Origin of the sequence: Polaromonas naphthalenivorans CJ2, from assembly GCF_000015505.1 — a bacterium.
Taxonomy (GTDB): Bacteria; Pseudomonadota; Gammaproteobacteria; order Burkholderiales; family Burkholderiaceae_C; genus Polaromonas; species Polaromonas naphthalenivorans.
Genome location: NC_008760.1, coordinates 84,336 through 105,270 on the forward strand (window position 1 = coordinate 84,336; position 20,935 = coordinate 105,270).

Here is a 20,935-nt window from a genome sequence, read left to right on the forward strand (position 1 = left end):
TTTCTGGAGGGGGAAGAACAGCAGGCGGAACGACACGAGTTCTATCGGGGCGAAACCTTCGCCATGGCAGGCAGCATGGCCCGGCACAACCGCGTGGTCCTGAACCTGGCCAGCCGCATCGGTGAGCACCTGGACGGCACGCGCTGCCAAGTGTTCACCACGAGCATGAAAGGTAAGCGTCTTGGCACGGCACCTTGACCGCGCTGCCGATTCAGGATTGCGGTTGCCAGCGGTGAGGCAGTAGTTCGTCGATGCGAGAGTTCATGTGGCCAGGCAGCCTGGTTAGCACGTCCTTCAGATAAGCCCAGGGGTCATGGCCATGCAGCTTTGCCGACTGCAACAAACTCATCACGACGGCGGCCCGCTGGCCGGCCAGTTCGCTGCCGGCAAACAACCATGCCCGGCGCCCCATTGCAATCACCGGGTCATTGTGCCCATGTCGGGCAAGAAGTTGAAGTCTTCTATCGCTGGCATCCGCTGTATGGACGCCGCCTCAAGCGCCAATACAGCGAGCAGCGTGCCAACGGCGAGGTAGTCCACCTGGAGGCGCGACCCGGCGTCGTGATCGTGGTTGCCGCCTGGATGCTCGATGCCGCAGCTTGCGCTCACATGGAACTGGGCGCCCCGCAAGCCTCTGTGGGCGCGCTGGCCGAGCTGCACCTGCTGCTGTCGCAGCGAGGATTTCGGCGAAGCTGCGCGGGTGTTTTCCACACCTGCGAGGAGCGCCATGAGCCATCATGTACCCGGACATCGCCGACGGTTGACGACATCGGCATCACTTCAGCCATCTCCCCCACGCCAGCTGAGCCTGACCCTCGAGTCCCCGGTCCTTCGGGACATGGCCTCGAGCGAACGGGCCGCCGTGGTCGCACGGCTGGCAACGCTGCTGCTGCAGGCAGCCGGCCTTCAAACCGAAAGGAGTGATCATGACGACCTCTGATCTGTTGCCGGCCGCAGTGCTGCGTCGCAAAGCTGTCGTCTATGTGCGCCAGTCAACTCAGTCACAAGTGCAGACCAACCTGGAGAGCCAGCGCCGGCAGTACGACCTGGTGGCGCAAGCTCGCCGCCTCGGATTTGCGCAGGTGGAAGTCATCGACGATGACCTCGGCCGTTCCGCCAGCGGTATGGTGGACCGACCGGGCTTTGAGCGGCTCGTGGCCTGGTTGTGCGCTGGCGAAGTCGGCGCCGTCTTGTGCTTCGACGCCTCCCGGCTTGCCCGCAATGGACGTGACTGGCACCACCTGCTGGAGCTGTGTGGCCTGGTCGAGGCACGGGTCATTGACCCGGACGGCGTGTACGACCCGTGCCGGCCCAACGACCGTCTGCTGCTGGGCATGAAGGGCAGTATCAGCGAGTTCGAGCTCGGCGTGATCAGGGCAAGGATGTTCGAAGCGGCTCGTGCCAAGGCGCATCGCGGTGAATTGCGCATCAGTGTCCCCATCGGCTACGTCTGGCACCGGCAGATCGGGTTGGGGTTGGATCCGGACATGCGCCTGCAGGAGACGATCCGGTTGATCTTCGCGCGCTTTCGCACGCTCGGCAGCGCCAGGCAGGTGATGCTTTCCCTTGCGGCAGACGATGTCCATTTCCCACGGCCCTCGGACGGCAAGAAGATGGTGAGCTTTGACTGGACGCCGATCCGCTACCGCAACGTGATCTCGATACTCAAGAATCCCTTCTATGCCGGCGTCTATGCATACGGCAAGAGTGAGAAGCGTACGACGCTCGTGCAAGGGCGACTTCGCAAGACCTACAAGCATGGCAAGCCGCTCGATCGGTGGGACGTGATGATCAAGGATCATCACGAAGCCTACATCGACTGGGCCGAGTTCGAACGTAATCAAAAGCAGCTTGCCGTCAATGCCTACGGTAAAGTCGATGGAACGAAGTCCGGGCGCGGTGGCCGGGCGTTGCTCGCGGGAATGCTGTGCTGCGGGCGTTGTGGGCGGCGCCTGACGGTGGCGTATACGGGGCGCGGGGTGCCTCAACCGGTGTACCGATGTGACCGCCCCAATCTTCAGCTCGCTCAGCCGAGATGCTTCACGTTTGGCGCACGCCGACCCGACGAAGCGATTGCCCGGGAGCTGCTGCGCGCTGTGGAGCCCTTGGCCGTCGAGGCGGCATTGCAGGCTGAGCGGAGGTATATGCAAGTTCAAGCGGACCAGCGACGAATCGTGGAGCTGGAGTTGCAGCAGGCCCGTTACGAGGCTGGTTTGGCAGAGCGCCGCTACGCGGCCTGTGACCCAGACCATCGCTTGATTGCCGCACAACTGGAGAAGAGCTGGGAGGCTGCTTTGCAGCGCGTGCTCGCCTGTGAGCAGCGCTTGAACGTGGCCCGGCAGGTGCAGTCCTCTGCCAGGCCCGACTTGACCGGCTTGGAGGAAGATCTCGCGGCCGCGTGGGATGCGCCGGGCGTGACCATGCGCGCGCGCCAGCAGTTGCTGCGCACACTCGTCAAGGACATCGTTGCCGATGTCGACGACCAGGCCCGCGAGGTCGTGCTGACGATTCACTGGCGCGGAGGCCAGCATTCGCAGGTGAGGGTCGTCAAGCCACGCACAGGCGAGCACGGCTGCCGCACGCCCGATGAAGCCCTGGCCGTCATGCGCAGCATGGCAGGCAAGTGGTCTGACGAGCACATCGCCGCGACGCTCAATCGCATGGGACTGCCCACGGGCCAGGCCAAGACGTGGACCGCGCATCGCGTGAGCTCCGTGCGCAGGGTCAACGACATCCATGCGTACCGCTCGGCCGAGAAGGACGGGCAGTGGTTGACCATGTCAGAAGCGGCTGCCAAGCTCGGGGTCAACAACCACCGCATTCGGCGCCTGATCAAGGAGGGATTGCTGCCGGCCGAACAGGTGGTGCCGCGGGCGCCGTATCAGATTCGGGCCAGCGACCTGCTCGAGCAGCGGGTGATTGACGCCATCGCGCGAACACTCAGCCCGTGTCGGGCCGTCAGCGAGAAGCAGATGTCAATGTTTTCAAGCACTTAACGAAGAGGGGCATTATGAACACGCCATTGCCCATGGCCGAATCAGATTTTCGAGATGGTTGTTATCAATCTGGACGTTGCCGTCGGCCAGATAAGTTGTCAGCGCTTCCCAGCGGTTCAGGCTGTAGTCAATCGCTTTGGCCGTGGCACTGCCCTCGGGCACGCGTTGCCTCTCCCGCTTCAGCCAGGCGTGCAGGTCCTTGCAAAGCGGCTTTGCGCTCGATTGCCTGATAGAGAGTCGATCTTCGGGCGACAAGCCTTTGACCTGGCGCTCGATCTGGTAGAGCGCGGCAATGCGCTGTATCACTTGCGTGCCCACCGGACTCAGGCGGTCCTTGACCAGTTCATCAAACTTGCGACGCGCGTGCGCCAGGCAAGCTGCGCCGACGCGGCTCTCCTGCTTCAGGACCTGGTCGTACACCCCGTACCCGTCGGAGATCAGCGTGCCCGACCAGCCCTTGAGAAATTCAAGCGGGTACTTGGCCCCTCTGCCCAGGCAAAATTCATACACCACGCCGGGTGAAACATCAAAGCCGCTTCTAGCATAAGCCCAGACGTAGGCCCGCTTGGTCTTGCCCGCGCCGGGGTCCAGCATGGCCACTGGCGTCTCGTCGGCATGAACCACCGCGCAGCTGAGGACAAACTCCCGGTGCGCCGCATACAGGGGCACAAGGGCAGCGCCTGCCTGGCCAGACCACGATGCCAGCGTCGAGCGCGGCGTGTGAACGCCAGAGCGGGCGTTGATTTGTTCTTGCCGGTAATACGGAATGTGATCGACGAAGCGGCTCACGGCAGTGTGTGCCACCAGGCCTGCCGTGGGCATGCCTTTGTCGATGATCTGTGGCCCCACCGGTTCTTGTACCAGGGTCTGGCAGCACTTGCAGGCCCATTTGCCGCGGATGTGGCGGTGCACGAAGAATTCGGCTGGAATGATGTCCAGGCGTTCGCTCACGTCTTCACCGATACGCACCATGGCCTGACCGCATCCGCAGGTTGTGTTCTCTGGCTCGTGGTGGTGTTCGACCCGTTTGAGGTGTTCTGGCAGGGCTTGACGTTTGGGCTTACGGCGGGTGTCATGCTCGGTGTCTGCCGTGTCGCCAGAATCCTTGGCGACCGCCTTCAGTGCTGCAAGTTGTGCTTCCAAATCCGCCTGGTCGGCCGCCAGCGTTTCTTCAAACAACTGGCGCTGCTCAGCATTCATGCGCTCGGTCTTGGCATCAAAGCGCCAAGCCTTCAGGCGGCGCAGCTCAAACAGGATGCTCTGGATACGCGCTTCCTTGAACTCGATGGTCTTCGCCTGCGAGTCAATTTGCTGGCTTTGCTGGCCAATGTGCTGGAGAACCTTGGCCGCCAACGCTGCAGCGGCCTCAGGGCCCAGACCGACGAAGTCCTGAGCGCTGAGGGTGTGCACGTTGAGCATGCTGTCATTGTGCAAAAGGCGCACAGCGATTGGAACTAGGGCATCTGCCAATTGCCCTGCGACACCGGCTGCGCCACAGTCGTCACAAGTGCGTAATGGTCTGCATTTGTTCCAGCCGACTCCAGGGAAGGCCGAGCACCAGCGCATCGAATTGTGGCTTGGTCAATGTGATGGATGTCGCCATATCGGCACCACCGCGTGGCCATTCAAAACCACCCTGATTGAGCCGCCGGGCCGCACACCACAGGCCGAAGCCATCGTGCAGCAGTAGTTTGATGCGGTTGCCACGGGCGTTGGCAAACAGGTATCCATGGTGGGCCTGGGCAACCCCGAACACCTGCACCACCCGGGCCAGCAAGCGCTCCGTTCCCATGCGCATGTCGATGGGAGCTGTTGCCAGCCACAGCGCGTCGATGCGGATCATCGCAGCCACTCGCGTAGCCAGGCCGCGCACTCTGCCGCGGCGGCAACGGGCCAGCGCACTTCAATAGTGGCAGCGCCTCGGCGCAGTTCCATATGAATGTCCGGCAGCGCGGGTGCGGCCTGCTGTGCACAGGGCAATGCCAGTGCAACGAAGCCGGCACATTCGGGCCGTTGCCGCGTGCCGTCCGCCGGCGCCTGGCGGGCCTTGCGGCGCCATTTGTGCACGAGATTGGCGTTGAGCCCATGGGCCAGTGCGATCGCTGCGACGCAAGCGCCTGGCTGGCTGCATTCGCTCAAAACTTGCGTCCTGAACGCCTCGCTGTGAGGCCGTCGGGCAAGCGTTTTGGAGTGTTCCATGAGGTGTCCACTTGAGTTCTTGGTGGACACCATCGTCGCCTGGCTACGCTACTGATTCAATATGTGATGCCCAGCCGCATACCTGGCAACAGCTCCCATCGACATGCGCATGGGAACGGAGCGCTTGCTGGCCCGGGTGGTGCAGGTGTTCGGGGTTGCCCAGGCCCACCATGGATACCTGTTTGCCAACGCCCGTGGCAACCGCATCAAACTACTGCTGCACGATGGCTTCGGCCTGTGGTGTGCGGCCCGGCGGCTCAATCAGGGTGGTTTTGAATGGCCACGCGGTGGTGCCGATATGGCGACATCCATCACATTGACCAAGCCACAATTCGATGCGCTGGTGCTCGGCCTTCCCTGGAGTCGGCTGGAACAAATGCAGACCATTACGCACTTGTGACGACTGTGGCGCAGCCGGTGTCGCAGGGCAATTGGCAGATGCCCTAGTTCCAATCGCTGTGCGCCTTTTGCACAATGACAGCATGCTCAACGTGCACACCCTCAGCGCTCAGGACTTCGTCGGTCTGGGCCCTGAGGCCGCTGCAGCGTTGGCGGCCAAGGTTCTCCAGCACATTGGCCAGCAAAGCCAGCAAATTGACTCGCAGGCGAAGACCATCGAGTTCAAGGAAGCGCGTATCCAGAGCATCCTGTTTGAGCTGCGCCGCCTGAAGGCTTGGCGCTTTGATGCCAAGACCGAGCGCATGAATGCTGAGCAGCGCCAGTTGTTTGAAGAAACGCTGGCGGCCGACCAGGCGGATTTGGAAGCACAACTTGCAGCACTGAAGGCGGTCGCCAAGGATTCTGGCGACACGGCAGACACCGAGCATGACACCCGCCGTAAGCCCAAACGTCAAGCCCTGCCAGAACACCTCAAACGGGTCGAACACCACCACGAGCCAGAGAACACAACCTGCGGATGCGGTCAGGCCATGGTGCGTATCGGTGAAGACGTGAGCGAACGCCTGGACATCATTCCAGCCGAATTCTTCGTGCACCGCCACATCCGCGGCAAATGGGCCTGCAAGTGCTGCCAGACCCTGGTACAAGAACCGGTGGGGCCACAGATCATCGACAAAGGCATGCCCACGGCAGGCCTGGTGGCACACACTGCCGTGAGCCGCTTCGTCGATCACATTCCGTATTACCGGCAAGAACAAATCAACGCCCGCTCTGGCGTTCACACGCCGCGCTCGACGCTGGCATCGTGGTCTGGCCAGGCAGGCGCTGCCCTTGTGCCCCTGTATGCGGCGCACCGGGAGTTTGTCCTCAGCTGCGCGGTGGTTCATGCCGACGAGACGCCAGTGGCCATGCTGGACCCCGGCGCGGGCAAGACCAAGCGGGCCTACGTCTGGGCTTATGCTAGAAGCGGCTTTGATGTTTCACCCGGCGTGGTGTATGAATTTTGCCTGGGCAGAGGGGCCAAGTACCCGCTTGAATTTCTCAAGGGCTGGTCGGGCACGCTGATCTCCGACGGGTACGGGGTGTACGACCAGGTCCTGAAGCAGGAGAGCCGCGTCGGCGCAGCTTGCCTGGCGCACGCGCGTCGCAAGTTTGATGAACTGGTCAAGGACCGCCTGAGTCCGGTGGGCACGCAAGTGATACAGCGCATTGCCGCGCTCTACCAGATCGAGCGCCAGGTCAAAGGCTTGTCGCCCGAAGATCGACTCTCTATCAGGCAATCGAGCGCAAAGCCGCTTTGCAAGGACCTGCACGCCTGGCTGAAGCGGGAGAGGCAACGCGTGCCCGAGGGCAGTGCCACGGCCAAAGCGATTGACTACAGCCTGAACCGCTGGGAAGCGCTGACAACTTATCTGGCCGACGGCAACGTCCAGATTGATAACAACCATCTCGAAAATCTGATTCGGCCATGGGCAATGGGGCGCCGGGCATGGTTGTTTGCCGGCAGCGAACTGGCCGGCCAGCGGGCCGCCGTCGTGATGAGTTTTGTTGCAGTCGGCAAAGCTGCATGGCCATGACCCCTGGGCTTATCTGAAGGATGTGCTAACCAGGCTGCCTGGCCACATGAACTCTCGCATCGACGAACTACTGCCTCACCGCTGGCAACCGCAATCCTGAATCGGCAGCGCGGTCAAGGTGCCGTGCCAAGACGCTTACGCACTTCCAGACCTACCACCGGGTATTGAACCGCGCCGCATGGTCGAGCCTGGCGGCCAGCCGGATCTTGCTGCGGCTCCTGGTGCGCGCTTTTGCGCCCGAGGGGCCGTTGATCTTCGGGCTGGACGACACGATCGAGCGGCGCTGGGGCGCGCGCATTGCCGCGCGCGGCATCTACCGCGACCCGGTGCGCTCCTCGCGCAGCCATTTCGTGAAGGTCAGCGGCCTGCGCTGGCTGTGCATGATGCTCTTGGTACCCATCCCGTGGGCCGCCCGGGTCTGGGCGCTGCCGTTCCTCACCACGCTGTGCCCATCCCAGCGCTGCCACGACAGCCAGGGCCGGCGGCACAAGAAGCTCACCGACTGGGCACGCCAGATGGTCCAGCAGGTCCGCCGATGGCTGCCAGGTCGGCAAATTGTCATCGTGGCCGACAGTGCCTTTGCCGCGCTGGACTTTCTCGGTGCAACCCGGCGTCATGCTTGTGTCATCACCCACTTGCGCCTGGATGCCGCGCTGTATGCGCCAGCGCCCGAGCGCTGCGCTGGCCAACGCGGACGCACGCGCCTCAAGGGCGAACGCCTGCCCGCGCTAAGCCAGGTGCTGGCCAATCCGGCCACCGCCTGGACCGCGCTGACAATGCCCTTTTGGTATGGCGAGCACGACCGGGCGGTCGAGGTCGCCAGCGGCACGGCCGTGTGGTACCACTCCGGCATGGTGCCCATTGTGCTTCGCTGGGTCTTGATTCGCGATCCGCTCAAACAATTCGAGACCCAGGCCTTGCTGTGTACGGCACCAGAGGCCACACCCGCTTTTATCCTCGATTGCTTCGTGCAGCGCTGGCAGGTAGAGGTCACGTTCGAGGAAGCGCGTGCGCATCTGGGCGTCGAGACCCAGCGGCAGTGGTCGGACAAGGCGATTGCGCGCACCACACCGTGCCTGTTTGGACTTTATTCCCTCGTCACGCTGGCTGCGCAGGATTTGTTCTCGACCGGGCAGCTCTACCGGCGCTGCGCCGCCTGGTATCCCAAACCACAGGCTACGTTCTCTGACACCATCGCCTACGTGCGCCGCGAGTTATGGAGCCATGCGTATTTTTCAACCTCGCACAACGAAGCGGACATGATGAAAATCCCGCGCCCTCTGGTCGATCGCTTTATCGACACGCTTTGTTATGCGGCTTGAATGGATAAAGAATGAAAGGGACGTCCCCGTCCCGAGCGAGTTGCGACCCGTTGAAGTTGCGGTTTACGGCAACTCAGTGCCACGATGGAGAGGTCAAACTTTTCATCATCAACTCATTCGGAGGGGGAAATCATGGCCATTATTACCATCGGAATCGATCTCGCCAAAAGCGTCTTTGCCGTGCATGGGGTCAATGAGTCCGGCAAGCCCGAGCTGGTGCGGCCCGAAGTCCCACGCGCCAAACTGATGGAACTTATCGCCAACGTGCCGCCCTGCCTGATCGGCATGGAAGCGTGCAGCGGCGCCCATCACTGGGCGCGTGAATTTTCCAGGTTTGGCCATACCGTGCGTCTGATGGCACCCAAGTTTGTGGCTCCCTACCGCATGAGCGGCAAACGCGGCAAGAATGATGCCGCCGATGCTGCGGCCATCTGTGAGGCGGTGGCGCGTCCCAACATGCGTTTTGTTCCGCTCAAGAGCATCGAGCAGCAGTCCCGCCTGTTCGTGCACCGCGCACGCCAGGGCTACGTGGAGCAGCGCACCGCCCTGATCAACCGCATCCGCGGCCTGCTGTCAGAATTGGGCATCGTGCTGCCGCTCAAGGCGGCGACCGTGCGCCTGGAAGCGCACAAACACCTCGAAGACCTGCCGGGCTGGTGCAACACGGTGGTCGGAGATGCCTTGAGCGAGCTCACCCACCTCGATGAACGCATCGCCCAATACGACAAGTACATCGCCCAGGCCGCCGCCGAGGACCCGCAGTCCCGCCAACTCATGCACCTCAGCGGCATTGGCCCCACCACGGCCAGCGCCATCGTGGCCACGGTGGGCAAAGGCCACGACTTCAGTTGCGGGCGCCAGTTCTGCGCCTGGCTGGGCCTGGTGCCTGGCCAGTACAGCTCGGGCGGCAAGCAGCGCCTGGGGCGAATCACCAAGGCGGGAGACAGCTACCTGCGCACCTTGCTGGTCCTGGGCGCCAGGGCGGCGCTGGCAACGGCGAAGAACAAGACGGACCCGGTAAGCCGCTGGGCTATTTCGGTACAGGAACGCCGGGGTTACTGGAAGGCGGTCGTGGCCATTGCGGCCAAGAACGCCCGGATGTGCTGGGCCATGCTGCAGCGCGGGGAGGCGTTCAAGATGCCCGCGTGAGCTGACGCAGACACCAACGTATCCAGAAGTTTGTAGACGTCACCGTGGAATGACTTGTCGTTGATGAGTCAAAGGTTGGGACCTGCGCCGGGGAATGCTCGTTAAGCTCGAGAAGGTCAACAGGGTAAGCAATCAGCCCTGAGCCTTGAATAAAGAATGGAGCCCTCGGCGCGCGTCTTTCATCAGGGTCCGCTGCAAATAATGCAGCAAGAAATGACCGGTTGTAGTCTCGCCGTCCACATGCCTTGCGCTCACCAGGCAACGACACAGCATCGACAGGGTGACGATGAAATGAAGAAGTCAGGTTCCGTGGTCAATCGCTACGCGATTCAACCACGGTGGAAATCTGTTTGACAAAGGTGGGGACGCCCTTGTAGCCGAGCTAACAGGCCTACAGGGACTTACAGGGACTTACAGGGACTCCCCACACAGTCAAGTATTGCTGCTACTGATTAAATTGCTTTTCCTTGATTACACTATTCAGCGTTGGCGTGAGGTGAAGCGGCTAGGAAACGAGGAACAGACTGCACACTTACAGACGGGCTTATTGCACGGATGGTGCGACCCCAGATACGAACCGCTTGGCGGGACTCCATTTGCTGAACGGGACGATGCCGAAGCATTCCCTTGCCTGTTATCGAGTTTTCCCACCACCGGTCTGACCTGTCTACTGCATCTTCAATTTCACGTCCTGCAGAAATATGCCTGTCGACTCAACTACGTCATTGCTGTTGCCGCACAAGCTGGGTTGACACTCAAATGCCTGGGATCAAAGCGACATCCTTTGGTCATCATGGCCCACAAGATGCGCGCATTTTTGTTTGCCATTGCCACGGCCGCCTTTTGCCAGCCCGATTTTTCTCGCAGTTGATACAGCCACTTTGAGATAGGGTCATCGCGCTTTTGTGCCGTCATCACCACTGACTTTGCACCCTGTATCAGCAACATGCGCAGGTACATGTCGCCGCGCTTGGTGATGCCGCCCAGACTGTTCTTGCCCCCGCTGGAGTTTTGTCTCGGCGTCAATCCCAACCAGGCTCCAAACTGTGCGCCATTCTTGAACTGATTGAAGTCGCCCACTGTTGCCACCACAGCCGAGGCCGTCACCGGGCCAACGCCCATAAGCGCTTTGGCAGCCTTGGCTTGCGCGTCATCCTTGACATGCGCAGTGATGCGTTCATCGCACCATTTGATGCGCTCATCAATGTCTTTCCAGTGGTCATAGGCCTCTTGGACGACCAGTCGCGCCAACCCGCAAAGATCATTACCGGCGTCCTCCAGCATGTCGGTCAACTTCTCGCGCAATTTCTCCGGGCTCTTGGACGCCACCAGGCCGAATTCAGCCAACATGCCCCGGATGCGATTGATGCTCGCTGTGCGTTCTTCTTTCAACCCCTCGCGTAATCTGTGCACGCACAATATGCCTTGCTGAACCGTGGTTTTGAGTGGGACAAAGCGCATGGTTGGCCTGGACGCCGCTTCGCAAATGGCTGCGGCATCATTGGCGTCATTCTTGCCACCTTTGCCCTGCAGACGATAGGGTGCCACCAGGTGGGGTGCGATGATTTTTACGTTCAACCCCAAAGCCATGAGTTTGCGGGTCCAATAGTGGGAGCCACCACAGGCCTCCATCGCCACTAGGCAGCCTGCCGGTAGCTGCCCGCACCATGACACAAACTTGTCTCGGCTGAGTTGCCGGTTGGTGACGAGTTTGCCACCCGCATCAACGGCGTTTACCTGGATCACGGATTTTGCCAAATCCACTCCGACTCGTGTAATCTCGCTCATGGGACTTCCCCTTTCAAAGGTTTTAGATTGACTTCCACAAACCAATCTTGGCACTTGATGCCGCTACCAGAAAGTGGGGAGTCCCTTCGTATTTGCTGAAATACCTCGAAGCGAAGTCTGCCGGTTTTCAGGCTCACCCGATAATCTGAAGCAGTCCTTTTTCTGACCCGATACCAACCCAGTCCACCCATGCGCGGAGCCGACACCTTCACCGAAAGCCCGTTCACGCTGCATCGCCTGGAAGACTTCGTGCCGCCCGACCATCCTCTGCGCGCGATACGCCAGATGGTCAACGAGGCGCTGGGAAAGATGGACGGGTTGTTTGCCGGGATGTATGAGCCACACAGCCAAGGCGGGCGGCCCAGCATCGCGCCTGAGAAACTGCTGCGCGCCATGCTGCTTCAGGTGTTCTACAGCATCCGCTCGGAACGCCAACTCATGGAGCAGGTGCAGTACAACCTTCTCTACCGCTGGTTCATCGGCCTGGCCATGGAGGAGGCGGTGTGGGTGCCCACGGTGTTCACGAAAAACCGCGAGCGCTTGCTGGCGCACGATGCGGTCATCGAGTTGTTCAACCATGTGCTGCAAGGCGCCGAGGAGCACGGCTGGCTCTCGGGCGAGCACTTCAGCGTGGACGGCACTCTTCAATTCAGGCCTGGGCGAGCCACAAGAGCTTTGTGCGCAAGGACGGCAGCGACGGCGACCAGGGAGGCGGCAGTTTCAAGGGGCAGACGCGCTCGAACGAGACGCACGAATCAAGCACTGATGCCGACGCCAGGCTGTACCGCAAGGGGAAAACGGCCAGTGAACTGCGCTTCATGGGCCACACGCTGAGCGACAACCGCCACGGCCTGATTGCCAGCGCGCTGGTGACGCAGGCCGACGGCTACGCCGAACGCGAAGCGGCCAAGGCTATTGAATTAACGATGCCAGGCAGGTGTTGCCTGATGAGCAAACCGCCATCACGCTGGGCGCGGACAAGGGCTATGACGCCCAGGAGTTCATCGAGGCGTGCCTGGAGATGGGCGTCACGCCGCATGTGGCGCAAAACACCTCCGGCAGGCGCTCGGCGGTGCCTAATGCAATTGCGCAGACAGACGGCTACGCCGTTTCGCAGCAAAAGAGAAAGCTCATCGAGCAGGGTTTTGGCTGGGCCAAAACGGTGGGCCGTATTCGGCAGGTGATGGTGCGCGGCTTGGAACGCGTTGACCAGATGTTTGTGCTGACGATGGCCGCGTACAACCTCACGCGCATGCGCACTTTGGGACAAATCCGTCTGCAAGGGCAATAAGTGAAGAAAAAGGCGACAGGCGTACTTTCAAGCCACCAACAGGAGTTCAAAAAGGCACTGTGCTTTAAAAATATGAAAGATAACTGCAAAAACAAACCACTTCGAGACAGTTGCTGCGCGGGCGCAGTCAGTATTTCAGGCCTGCTAAGACTGCCTCATGAAATAAACCATTCATGTAAATTGAAGCAATATTTGTGATTTTTTATATCCGTATGGCTTAACTTGGTTTTCCACTCGAGGATCATCCGTATGCTATTTGCTCAACAAGTTAAATAAACGGAGGGCTTGATGCTCGTCTCGAAACTTCTACTGGCAACCAGTATTTGCTTAATGCTCGCTTGCCCATCTCTATTTGTAATAGCGCAGGAGACCGACAATTCGACCTTGCATCAAGCTCAAGCTGGTGAGCCGCCGGGAACGTCGCACTCGGTGATTTCTACAGTCAGCGATATTGAACGCTATAAGCTTGATCTCGAGATTAAGAAGTTTGACTTCGAACGCGAAAAGTATCGCGACAGCATAGATATTGAACGTACAAAGGCATGGATTTCCGCTCTATCCATTGTGATTCCACTATTAGTCGTTGCAGCAACGATCGGCTTCAGCGTAAGAACCCAGAAGCAGCAAGCGGACCTTACGAGGCAGGCGCTTCAGGAAGAATCACAAAGGGATTTCGATCTCAAAGTCGCAGAAGCACTGATCAGTGCGCCGGGACCGGTCGAAGCCCATAACCGGGCGCTGGCGCTAAAAGATTTACTTCCTCATCGACTTTCGTCCGATTTTGCCAATGCGTTCGAGCCAGAAAAGCATGGCCGGTTACAGGCTCCTGAAGGGCGGAAAGAGTTTATGCGATTGGTTGCTGCGAAGCCTGATAACAAAGATGCAATTATTAAACTTTGGAAAGAATTATGGCCTGGGGATGTGTGGGTGCAAAAGGTGTCGAGCAACGACTCCTTAACTTGACTTTTACCCGTTTGAAGCATGTTTTTGAAATGCAAACCCGGCTGATGCAGCCTATGGATGATCGCCTGGAGGAAACTGAACAACGAAGGCTCGCTGCCTCAGGCGCAGCAGGATAGGTGCCTGGGTCAACTCGCCAAAAACCGAATATGAATGAACTTGGCGAGCTCCGCCAGCAAATTGCCGAGATGCAAAAGCAGGCCGCGGATCTGCAGAAAAAGAACCGGCGCGCCATCCTTGCCGAACTGCGCGAGCAAATGGCCGCCTATGGCATCACCGCCGAGGAGCTCAGCCGTCCCGCTGCCAAGGCCCCAAAGCCCAGGCAGCCGCTGGCCAGACCGTCGAGCCCCCCAAGGGCAAGAAGCCGGCAGTGCCTTCGCCAATGAAGTACCGCGGACCCGAGGGTCAGCAGTAGACCGGCCACGGAATGGCGCCCAAGTGGCTCAAAGACTTGATCGCAGAAGGAAAAGCCCGGGAGGATTTCCTGATCCGCCAGGACGCGGCAGCGTAGGGTAGGGCAGGGCAGCAACAGCGTAAAAAAAAGCGGCTTGAATCGGGCCGCCTTTCAGGCACGGCGCCATGCTGGCTCGCCCGGCATGTGAAACCAATCGATCGTTGAGCGTCCCCGGCAGGAAGCCGCCCAGCCCGGTTGCCCCATGGCTGAGCCGGTTTTTTTGCATGGGGGCGCTGACGCCCCCATGGGTTGAACGAACACCCGGACGGAATCAACCCGCCCAGGCAAAGGGCGCAAAGTGCCCGTTGCGCATGCCGGTTGCGTCCTCCCAGTCAATGCCGAATGCGTGAAAGCGGCTGCGCGTCGCCCTGGCAAGAGACAGCCGGCTATTGACGGGATGCGCGATGTTGTCAATGCCGATGGCCTGGCCAGGCGCGGTGACACTTGCCAGTCCTTCGCAAGCCTGGTTCACCAGTTCTCCAGCGCTCACTGAATACATCAGTCCGTTGGCCTCGAAGCGGATCGGCCGCCGCTCGACGCCTGCGATGCGGCCAACGAGCGGTGCGAGCATGGCCATCGGCCCCCCGGCTGACCCGGTGGCAATCGCACGGATCGCCTCCACTTGCGGCGGCGAAGCCGTTTCGTCCACGATAAGCCCGACGGCGATGTCGCCCTGACCCATCGGGCCCGGCGAATGCAGCATCACAATGAACGACAGGCCGCCCAGTCTGACACCGTCTTTCTCGCCTTTGTCGATGTGCAGGGCGACCGCAGCCTTGCAGTCGCCTTCGGTCGGCTGCGCTGTGAGGTTGGAGGTGAGGCAGGGGCAAAGAAATGCGCAATTGCATGTCTCCATGTATTGCCCGGTGATAGTCCAGCTAGACATCGCGATACTCCTTCAGGAAAAGGTCGGCTTGCCGCCGGCCTGCAGAAGATCTATGGTCAAACCAGTTTATGCCGATGTTTGAGCGTGTGCAATGCGGCTTTCGGGCCGTCAACGCATGAAGGGAAGGGATCGATGCAACAGCAAGAGCGTGCTTCGGGGAACAAGCCGCCACCAGGCCTGGGTTCCCTCGTTGCCCGCCAGCCCATGCTGACGATGTGCATCCTGGCCGTGAGCGTCATCGGCTGGGCGGTCCTGGCCTGGATGGCGGTTGACATGGAGCACCCTTTTGCCCAACTGACGATGCCGGTCTCTTCGAAGTGGAGCGTCGCCAACATGCTGGCGATCTGGACCATGTGGTCGCTCATGATGGCCGCGATGATGCTGCCCTCGGCGCTGCCCATGGTCCTGACGTTCGTCAACCTCAGCGGGCGCAGCCGACAGCGGGCGCGAGGATGCAGCTTCGTTGCCGCCTATGTGCTGATCTGGCTCACCTTCAGCGCGGGGGCGGCGGCCGCACAGTGGGCGTTGCAGGCCATGGGCTGGGTCAACCCCATGATCGTCAGCACGTCCGCCTGGCTGACGGGACTGCTGCTTGTCGCTGCCGGCCTGTATCAGTTTTCGCGGCTCAAACACCTGTGCCTGTCGCGCTGTCGCACGCCGGTGGTTTTTTTGCTCGGGCAGTGGCGCGCTGGCGTATCCGGGGCCTTTGTCATGGGCGTGCAGCACGGACTGTTGTGCCTGGGCTGCTGCTGGGCGCTGATGGCCTTGCTGTTCGTGGGTGGGGTGATGAACCTGGCCTGGATCGCTGCGCTGTCGATGGCCGTGGCGATCGAGAAACTTGCGCCCGGTGGGGAGCGAATGGCCAAAGCCCTCGGGCTGGTGCTGATGGCCGCCGGGCTGCTCAAGCTGGTGGTGCTCATGGCTTAGGAAGGAAGGCAGCCCGGTTGGCTGGCGCAGGCAAGCGTGCTTGTGCATCCCTGAACAGGCACTTGACCTTGCCGGCATGCCAGGGCCGCTCGTTCAGGATGAGCGTGGCGCCCATTGACGTGCGGACACAGGCGGCTTGAAAACGTCGTGTCGACGCCATGCTGCATGCCGGGCCCTTTCACTGCGTGATCACGACCAGCACGCTGCACGGTGCCTGCTCGATCAGCGCCTTGGAGACCGAGCCCCGCCACCAGCGCGCGGCCCATCCGTCCAGATGCTTGTGACCCACCACGATCAGGTCGGCCCCGATCCGGCGGGCATACTGCGTGATTTCACTCACCGCATCCCCGATCACCACCTCGCCGCGCGCGCTCAAGCCCGCATCGGCCAGCCTGCGCACGCCAGTGTCGAGGATTCCCTGGTAGCGGGTTTTTTCGCTTTCCTGCACCGTTTCGTTATAGACGACGCCCTCCGTCCCGACGGAGGCCAGCGGAAATGGCATCACGGCAATCAGCGTCAGGTCGGAATGGCTCCACTGGGCAATTTCATGGCAGTCCAGCAAGGCCTGCTGCCCGGGGGCAGAACCGTCGTAAGCCAGCAAGATTCGTTTGTACATGGCAGGCCTTCAAGTTTTAAGGGGCTGGCGATTACTCCAGCGTGAAGCCGATTCTCAGCGACACCTGCCAGTGCGCCACCTTGCCATCGACCACATGGCCCCGGGTCTCGGTGACGGTGAACCACTGGGATGCTGCGCACCGTCTCATGCACCCTGGCAATGGCCGTGCTCACGGCCTCTTCAATACTGACGCTGGGCGAGCCGGTCAGCTCCAGCAGCTTGTAGACATGGTTGCTCATCACGTTGCTCCCAGAGTGGATCGGCTTGTGCAGCCAAATCTTACGCGCTGTGCGATGGAACTACAAACACATAGCCACACGGGCAAGCAGCGTTGGCGGGGTGAGGCTTGATTCCTTGAAGGCCACAAAGATGGGCAGCCTATGTCCCCTACACTGAGCCAGCTTGGCAACGCTTGAGCTACCCGCTAAAAAGCGGCATGAAACCCAACCTGGAGCTATTGCAATGATCGAAGCCCTGGTATCGGGCAAGCTGCACGGCCAGCCCGCCCAAAAGACCGGCAGGACGGGAACGCTGTTCGTGGTCGCCAAGATGCGCGCCCATGCCGGCGATAGCGATGTGTTCGTGAACGTGATCGCCTTCAGCCAGGCCGCTTGCGAGGCCCTGCTGGCCCTGGGCGACAGCGACGCCGTGGCGCTGGCCGGCAGCCTCGTGCCCAAGGCATGGATCGACCGCGAGGGCACGGCCCGCCCGGCGCTGGACCTGGTGGCCGGCCAGGTCTTGACTGCTTACCATGTGAGCCGCAAGCGCAAGGCGCTCGAGCGCAGGCCGCCTGGACCGTCCGACTCCCAGCAGCCAGCCCGGCATGATGAGCTTGACGATGGGCGTCCGCTGGACTTTTGAGTCCGCCCCCCTCTCATCGATCAAGGACAGACAAAGCCGTAATTTCTGCTTTGCCCGTGGGGGAGTTCACCAATGCCGCGGCGATGAGCTCATGCCAGAGATGGACTTCGAGCCTGGAACGCAAGACGTCTTTGAGATTGCACGGCCAGCAGCCTCGATTGTCCTGGCTTGCAGGGTGATCCATGCTTTGCCGGCATCACTGTCAACTCCGCATCAGTGCCAACACCGACAGTCCAGGCGCAGCCTGCATCGACTGGGCCTGAATCTACACGCTGACGTTGGGAGCCCACGCAGCGATCACCAGCATGCAACCCATCAGCGTCAGGCCAATGGACATCCGCAGGCGCAGGCGACGTTTCACTCGGGCCCTGTGATCGCAGTAATCGCGGTAGTCCCCGTTGTTCCAGTTCACGCTGCGGTTGAGAAAAAACATAGCACTTCCTTGTCCATGCGTTGTTGATGTGCTTACTTGCGCAGTGCAGCTCGACCCTTTTGCACTGCCGCGTCGCACCTGCGTTGTCTGAATCCAGTTTCGTCAATGCAGTGCTTATTGCCCATCACTTCAAATGGTTACTTCCTTGAAGTTTTGATACGCTGTGTTTTAAGCTCATCCATGAGAACCCTTGCGGAACCCATGGCGGTTTTTGAAGCTTGAACCAGGTCAGTACCATTGTGTAAATCACGTAAACATAAGTAAGTAAAGACTTCTGCAAAAAAGACAATCCTGCCCATGTCAGCCTCTCCAGCATGACAGCCATTTTCGGCCGTCAGCGCATGCGGCTTGCCTCCAGGCTGCTCAAAACATCAGGAACGATGCGGTAGATTTGCGCGGCGATGAACATCGCTCCGAGCGGATCCCCAAAGGTACCCGCTGTTGGCGGCCCTATCACGCGGACTGCCCGTTGTTTCGTGCCCTTGGCGGTCAACGCCCGGCAATGCTCATCGACCGCGAAGCCGATACCGCATGCATCGGGAGTGAGCCAGCCCTTGTCCATCAAGGCAGACAGAAATGGATTCGATGAAACCCTCGCCAGAACGTCCAGGCCCGTGCAATTGATGATGACCTCGAACGCTTCGCACCGCTTGGCATTGCCCTGTCTGGGCGCAAAACAAACCCGCAGCGGGCCGCTTGCTTCAAGCGCAGCCACTGACTGAATTCGATCCACCCTGAACTCGATGCGACCCTGCGCCTGCGCAGCCTGCACCAGGCTTTGCGTCTGTGGCGGCGAGCGAAAGCGGTGCACGTCGTACCAGGTCCGCGCTTTCTTGAGAAATCGTCGTTTTTCCGCTGTGGGCAACAGGGGCCAGGTCCGCCACACCACGTCGCGCAGCTCATCAAAGGCCAAGTGCCAGCTTGCGCCCTGCGCCTGGACCTCCCCAATACGCTGTCGAAGCGCCCGGATCCAGGCTCGCAACGTGGGCTCAACCCCCGGTTGCGTGAGAAAGTCCGGCGCCGGCCCCAGGATTCGATCCAGCATCTGGCGGCCCGTGGCCGTTGCAGGCGCAACCGGCACGGTCGGGGGCGGTGAAAGGGGGCCGGCAGAGGGCGCCTGGGGACGTGGCTGCAATCCGCGTCTTGAAATGCTCACCATCTTGCCCGTGTGCCCTTGCCGCAGGAGGGTCGCCAGGACATCGAGCGCCGTCAGGCTGCTGCCGATGATCAAGACGCTGGCTTGAGCAGGAATTTCAAGCAACCGTTGGGTGTCGAGCGGATTTTCAACAACCCCGGGATGTGCCGCCAGCGAGGCATCCAGCGGCGCTTGCAGCCTCGGTTGCGGATTGCCGGTGGCGATGATCAGCAGGTCGCACACCAGTGAGTGTCCTGCATCGGTCACCAGCTCGACCGAATCGCCTTTTTCCAACGCATCGACTGCGCGGGCTCGAAGATGCGTGATGGTCGATTGCGTCGCTGGCCATTGAGCGTGTTCACGGAAGGCAGATTCCATATACCTGCCAAAGTCTGCACGCCGCACGAAAGCGCTGCCATCGGGCAGCAGCGCCTGCGAGTCGGCCGAAAAGATGCCTTGCTTTTCACACCATCGCGTGAAATGCCCTGAATCCTGAGGGTCGATGGAGTGAACCCAGGTCGGACCATTCAAGCGGTGATCGGGATCGGTGGTCGAATAGGCCAGGCCCAGGCCAACCCGGTCACGGGGCTCGATGAGGGTGATGTGCAAAGGTGCTGGGCTGCTTCTCACCAGCTGGACCGCCGCACAGACACCGCTGAAGCCACCTCCGACAATGGCAATATGGCTCGGTTTATCAGGCAACACTGTGTGCTCCATAGCGTTTTCGGGGATGCCAGGATGACCACCGCTTTGCTCGACCCCATCACGCATCACGCATCACGGCAAAGGGACGGGAAACCGGCAACGATTCATTGCGTTTCAAGCCAAGGAAAAATCCCTCAGCCTCATCAGTTCAACTGAAAGGATTTTGTACGCTGTGACGGGGAAAGTTTTAAACGCTACTTGACCCTGTACGCAATGGACTTCTGCACATTCAGCGCCACCATGGGGAAATTACGCTGTCTGCAAAATGAGAACGAGCAACTCAAGCGCGAACTGGTCTCTGCCCCACACTCGAAGACGAGGTCGTGTGCCAATAAAGCCGCATCTGCCTGTGAATTATCCCCCCCAAGGCTATGCCTCGACCAAGTATTGGGCAAGGAATATTAGGACCTGGACGGATATATCCCCTCCAACGCAATGCAAAAGTGCGTGTTGGGATCTGGCTCTTTACCCTTCAGATTCGGCAATGCGAAGGTCGTAGCACCGTCTCCTCCATAGGTTGTGCCCAGTAAACTGAAGAGGGCAGTATTTTGCGAAATGGCCATGAGTTGCCCTTCGCAGAATGCCCAGCCGTTTGGGGCGAAGTTATACGGAAGCAGTTGAATTTGACCGAGAAATGGTTCCATGGTAAGGCTCCCTATGGTGGCGGTAAAGCGCGATGAACGGTAGGATACTGTTGGCGAATTGTCAAGTTCATGACGCCAGCCGGGCAAAGCGCGTCGTTCGTGTTTTCTCCCGAAACTGACTGGTTAGGCATGCCGTGACCCGCTTGACATTCATGGCGACCCCCGTCGCCACATGCTGCAGGCTCGTTATGGCCAATCCCCGGTAATGCTTGCGGCGCAATCCGACTGCGCGCATGGCCTGCGACAGGGTTGCCCAATGCATCGCAGACAGCAGGAACTTTGGTGTTCAGGCCTTTGCGCGTCACGCCGATGGCCTGGCCGCTTTCCTTTCGGGCTCCTGCCGAGGCTTGGATAGGCTCGTCAGCAGGTCGAGTCCACCATCATGGCTTCTAGATCGGGCTGCTGCGCACCCTTGAAAAGGCGTTCGCAATGGCCTTTGCCGCACCAGTAGGCGTACCGCTGGTACACCGCGCTCCATTTTCCCCAATCGCTCGGGAAGATCGCGCCAGGGGGCGTCCGTGCGGGCCATCCACAGCAGGGCATTGAAAAATGTCCTGTTCGCACCACCGGGACGGCTCTTCATTGATGCATCA

General features: G+C 60.4%; 21 protein-coding genes and 4 pseudogenes. 12 read left to right on the plus strand and 13 right to left on the minus strand.

What is annotated here, in order from left to right; genetic code table 11:
- The first annotated feature begins 3 nt into the window (after positions 1-3).
- Entirely contained in the window at positions 4-198 is a 195-nt protein-coding gene (locus PNAP_RS27475; RefSeq protein WP_157040560.1) for a Uma2 family endonuclease, read from the plus strand.
- Positions 199-211: 13 nt separating this feature from the next.
- Here the strand turns inward: PNAP_RS27475 and PNAP_RS24075 are convergent.
- Positions 212-415, minus strand: a pseudogene (locus tag PNAP_RS24075) (transposase domain-containing protein); the annotation flags it as partial.
- A 2-nt stretch (positions 416-417) separates the two neighbouring features.
- Positions 418-729: a hypothetical protein gene (locus PNAP_RS24080; protein ID WP_041376462.1), complete on the minus strand. Its 312-nt coding sequence runs from the start codon at positions 727-729 to the stop codon at positions 418-420.
- A 197-nt stretch (positions 730-926) separates the two neighbouring features.
- Between PNAP_RS24080 and PNAP_RS24085 the strand changes: the two genes are divergently transcribed.
- A complete protein-coding gene (locus PNAP_RS24085; protein WP_011798428.1) occupies positions 927-2,996 on the plus strand; it encodes a recombinase family protein in 2,070 nt (689 codons plus the stop codon).
- Between the two features lie 12 nt (positions 2,997-3,008).
- Here the strand turns inward: PNAP_RS24085 and tnpC (PNAP_RS24090) are convergent, their stop codons facing one another.
- From tnpC (PNAP_RS24090) to tnpA, 3 genes are all read right to left on the minus strand, one after another.
- Positions 3,009-4,415, minus strand: a complete 1,407-nt coding sequence (gene tnpC, locus PNAP_RS24090; RefSeq protein WP_011798486.1) for an IS66 family transposase — start codon at positions 4,413-4,415, stop codon at positions 3,009-3,011.
- An 82-nt stretch (positions 4,416-4,497) separates the two neighbouring features.
- Entirely contained in the window at positions 4,498-4,839 is a 342-nt protein-coding gene (tnpB, locus tag PNAP_RS24095; protein ID WP_011798487.1) for an IS66 family insertion sequence element accessory protein TnpB, read from the minus strand.
- Positions 4,836-5,195 (minus strand): IS66-like element accessory protein TnpA, encoded by a 360-nt coding sequence (gene tnpA / locus PNAP_RS24100; RefSeq protein ID WP_041377779.1) that lies wholly within the window; start codon positions 5,193-5,195, stop codon positions 4,836-4,838. Before tnpA ends, tnpB (PNAP_RS24095) begins: the two co-directional genes overlap by 4 nt.
- Positions 5,196-5,304: 109 nt before the next feature.
- On the opposite strand from tnpA, the gene tnpB (PNAP_RS24105) reads away from it, so the two are divergent.
- The 4 genes and pseudogenes from tnpB (PNAP_RS24105) to PNAP_RS24120 all read left to right on the plus strand — a co-directional run bounded on the left by tnpB (PNAP_RS24105) (position 5,305) and on the right by PNAP_RS24120 (position 9,642).
- A complete protein-coding gene (gene tnpB, locus PNAP_RS24105) occupies positions 5,305-5,595 on the plus strand; it encodes an IS66 family insertion sequence element accessory protein TnpB (protein WP_198140745.1) in 291 nt (96 codons plus the stop codon).
- Between the two features lie 82 nt (positions 5,596-5,677).
- Positions 5,678-7,271: pseudogene (gene tnpC, locus PNAP_RS24110) on the plus strand (IS66 family transposase).
- 64 nt (positions 7,272-7,335) lie between these two features.
- Positions 7,336-8,493, plus strand: coding sequence for an IS701 family transposase (locus tag PNAP_RS24115; protein WP_011798491.1), 1,158 nt, complete (start codon positions 7,336-7,338; stop codon positions 8,491-8,493).
- A gap of 132 nt (positions 8,494-8,625) precedes the next feature.
- Positions 8,626-9,642 carry an IS110 family RNA-guided transposase gene (locus PNAP_RS24120; RefSeq protein ID WP_011798492.1) on the plus strand — a complete coding sequence of 339 codons (1,017 nt, stop codon included), beginning with the start codon at positions 8,626-8,628 and terminating at the stop codon, positions 9,640-9,642.
- Positions 9,643-10,359: 717 nt separating this feature from the next.
- On the opposite strand, the gene PNAP_RS24125 is transcribed toward PNAP_RS24120, so the two are convergent.
- The gene (locus PNAP_RS24125; RefSeq protein WP_011798493.1) at positions 10,360-11,430 is read right to left on the minus strand and encodes an IS110 family RNA-guided transposase; all 1,071 of its coding nucleotides are present in this window, start codon (positions 11,428-11,430) and stop codon (positions 10,360-10,362) included.
- Positions 11,431-11,619: 189 nt separating this feature from the next.
- Between PNAP_RS24125 and PNAP_RS24130 the strand changes: the two are divergent.
- The 4 genes and pseudogenes from PNAP_RS24130 (at position 11,620) to PNAP_RS28385 (ending at position 14,192) form a co-directional block, all read left to right on the plus strand.
- Positions 11,620-12,721: pseudogene (locus PNAP_RS24130) on the plus strand (IS5 family transposase).
- A gap of 288 nt (positions 12,722-13,009) precedes the next feature.
- Positions 13,010-13,684 carry a hypothetical protein gene (locus PNAP_RS24135; RefSeq protein WP_041377781.1) on the plus strand — a complete coding sequence of 225 codons (675 nt, stop codon included), beginning with the start codon at positions 13,010-13,012 and terminating at the stop codon, positions 13,682-13,684.
- Positions 13,685-13,830: 146 nt separating this feature from the next.
- Positions 13,831-14,067, plus strand: coding sequence for an H-NS histone family protein (locus PNAP_RS24140; protein ID WP_011798495.1), 237 nt, complete (start codon positions 13,831-13,833; stop codon positions 14,065-14,067).
- Positions 14,068-14,108: 41 nt separating this feature from the next.
- Positions 14,109-14,192, plus strand: a complete 84-nt coding sequence (locus PNAP_RS28385) for an H-NS family nucleoid-associated regulatory protein (protein ID WP_408633768.1) — start codon at positions 14,109-14,111, stop codon at positions 14,190-14,192.
- A 214-nt stretch (positions 14,193-14,406) separates the two neighbouring features.
- Here the strand turns inward: PNAP_RS28385 and PNAP_RS24145 are convergent, their stop codons facing one another.
- Complete coding sequence (locus PNAP_RS24145; RefSeq protein ID WP_011798496.1) at positions 14,407-15,021, minus strand: DUF1326 domain-containing protein; 615 nt, start codon at positions 15,019-15,021, stop codon at positions 14,407-14,409.
- Between the two features lie 132 nt (positions 15,022-15,153).
- Between PNAP_RS24145 and PNAP_RS24150 the strand changes: the two genes are divergently transcribed.
- Complete coding sequence (locus tag PNAP_RS24150; RefSeq protein ID WP_011798497.1) at positions 15,154-15,948, plus strand: DUF2182 domain-containing protein; 795 nt, start codon at positions 15,154-15,156, stop codon at positions 15,946-15,948.
- Positions 15,949-16,126: 178 nt separating this feature from the next.
- Here PNAP_RS24150 and PNAP_RS24155 read toward each other — a convergent pair whose 3' ends face one another.
- Both PNAP_RS24155 and PNAP_RS24160 read right to left on the minus strand, forming a co-directional pair.
- Complete coding sequence (locus tag PNAP_RS24155; protein ID WP_011798498.1) at positions 16,127-16,564, minus strand: universal stress protein; 438 nt, start codon at positions 16,562-16,564, stop codon at positions 16,127-16,129.
- Positions 16,565-16,595: 31 nt separating this feature from the next.
- Positions 16,596-16,803, minus strand: a pseudogene (locus PNAP_RS24160) (dodecin).
- Positions 16,804-17,026: 223 nt separating this feature from the next.
- Here PNAP_RS24160 and PNAP_RS24165 point away from each other — a divergent pair.
- Positions 17,027-17,425, plus strand: a complete 399-nt coding sequence (locus PNAP_RS24165) for a hypothetical protein (RefSeq protein WP_011798500.1) — start codon at positions 17,027-17,029, stop codon at positions 17,423-17,425.
- Between the two features lie 265 nt (positions 17,426-17,690).
- Here PNAP_RS24165 and PNAP_RS27480 read toward each other — a convergent pair whose 3' ends face one another.
- The 4 genes from PNAP_RS27480 to PNAP_RS28390 form a co-directional block, all read right to left on the minus strand.
- Positions 17,691-17,858: a hypothetical protein gene (locus PNAP_RS27480; RefSeq protein ID WP_157040556.1), complete on the minus strand. Its 168-nt coding sequence runs from the start codon at positions 17,856-17,858 to the stop codon at positions 17,691-17,693.
- A gap of 334 nt (positions 17,859-18,192) precedes the next feature.
- Positions 18,193-19,698, minus strand: coding sequence for an FAD/NAD(P)-binding protein (locus PNAP_RS24170; RefSeq protein ID WP_198140747.1), 1,506 nt, complete (start codon positions 19,696-19,698; stop codon positions 18,193-18,195).
- A 401-nt stretch (positions 19,699-20,099) separates the two neighbouring features.
- Positions 20,100-20,342: a phage tail protein gene (locus PNAP_RS26515; protein WP_011798502.1), complete on the minus strand. Its 243-nt coding sequence runs from the start codon at positions 20,340-20,342 to the stop codon at positions 20,100-20,102.
- A 301-nt stretch (positions 20,343-20,643) separates the two neighbouring features.
- Positions 20,644-20,925, minus strand: a complete 282-nt coding sequence (locus tag PNAP_RS28390; RefSeq protein ID WP_408633767.1) for a transposase — start codon at positions 20,923-20,925, stop codon at positions 20,644-20,646.
- Positions 20,926-20,935 lie beyond the last annotated feature (10 nt).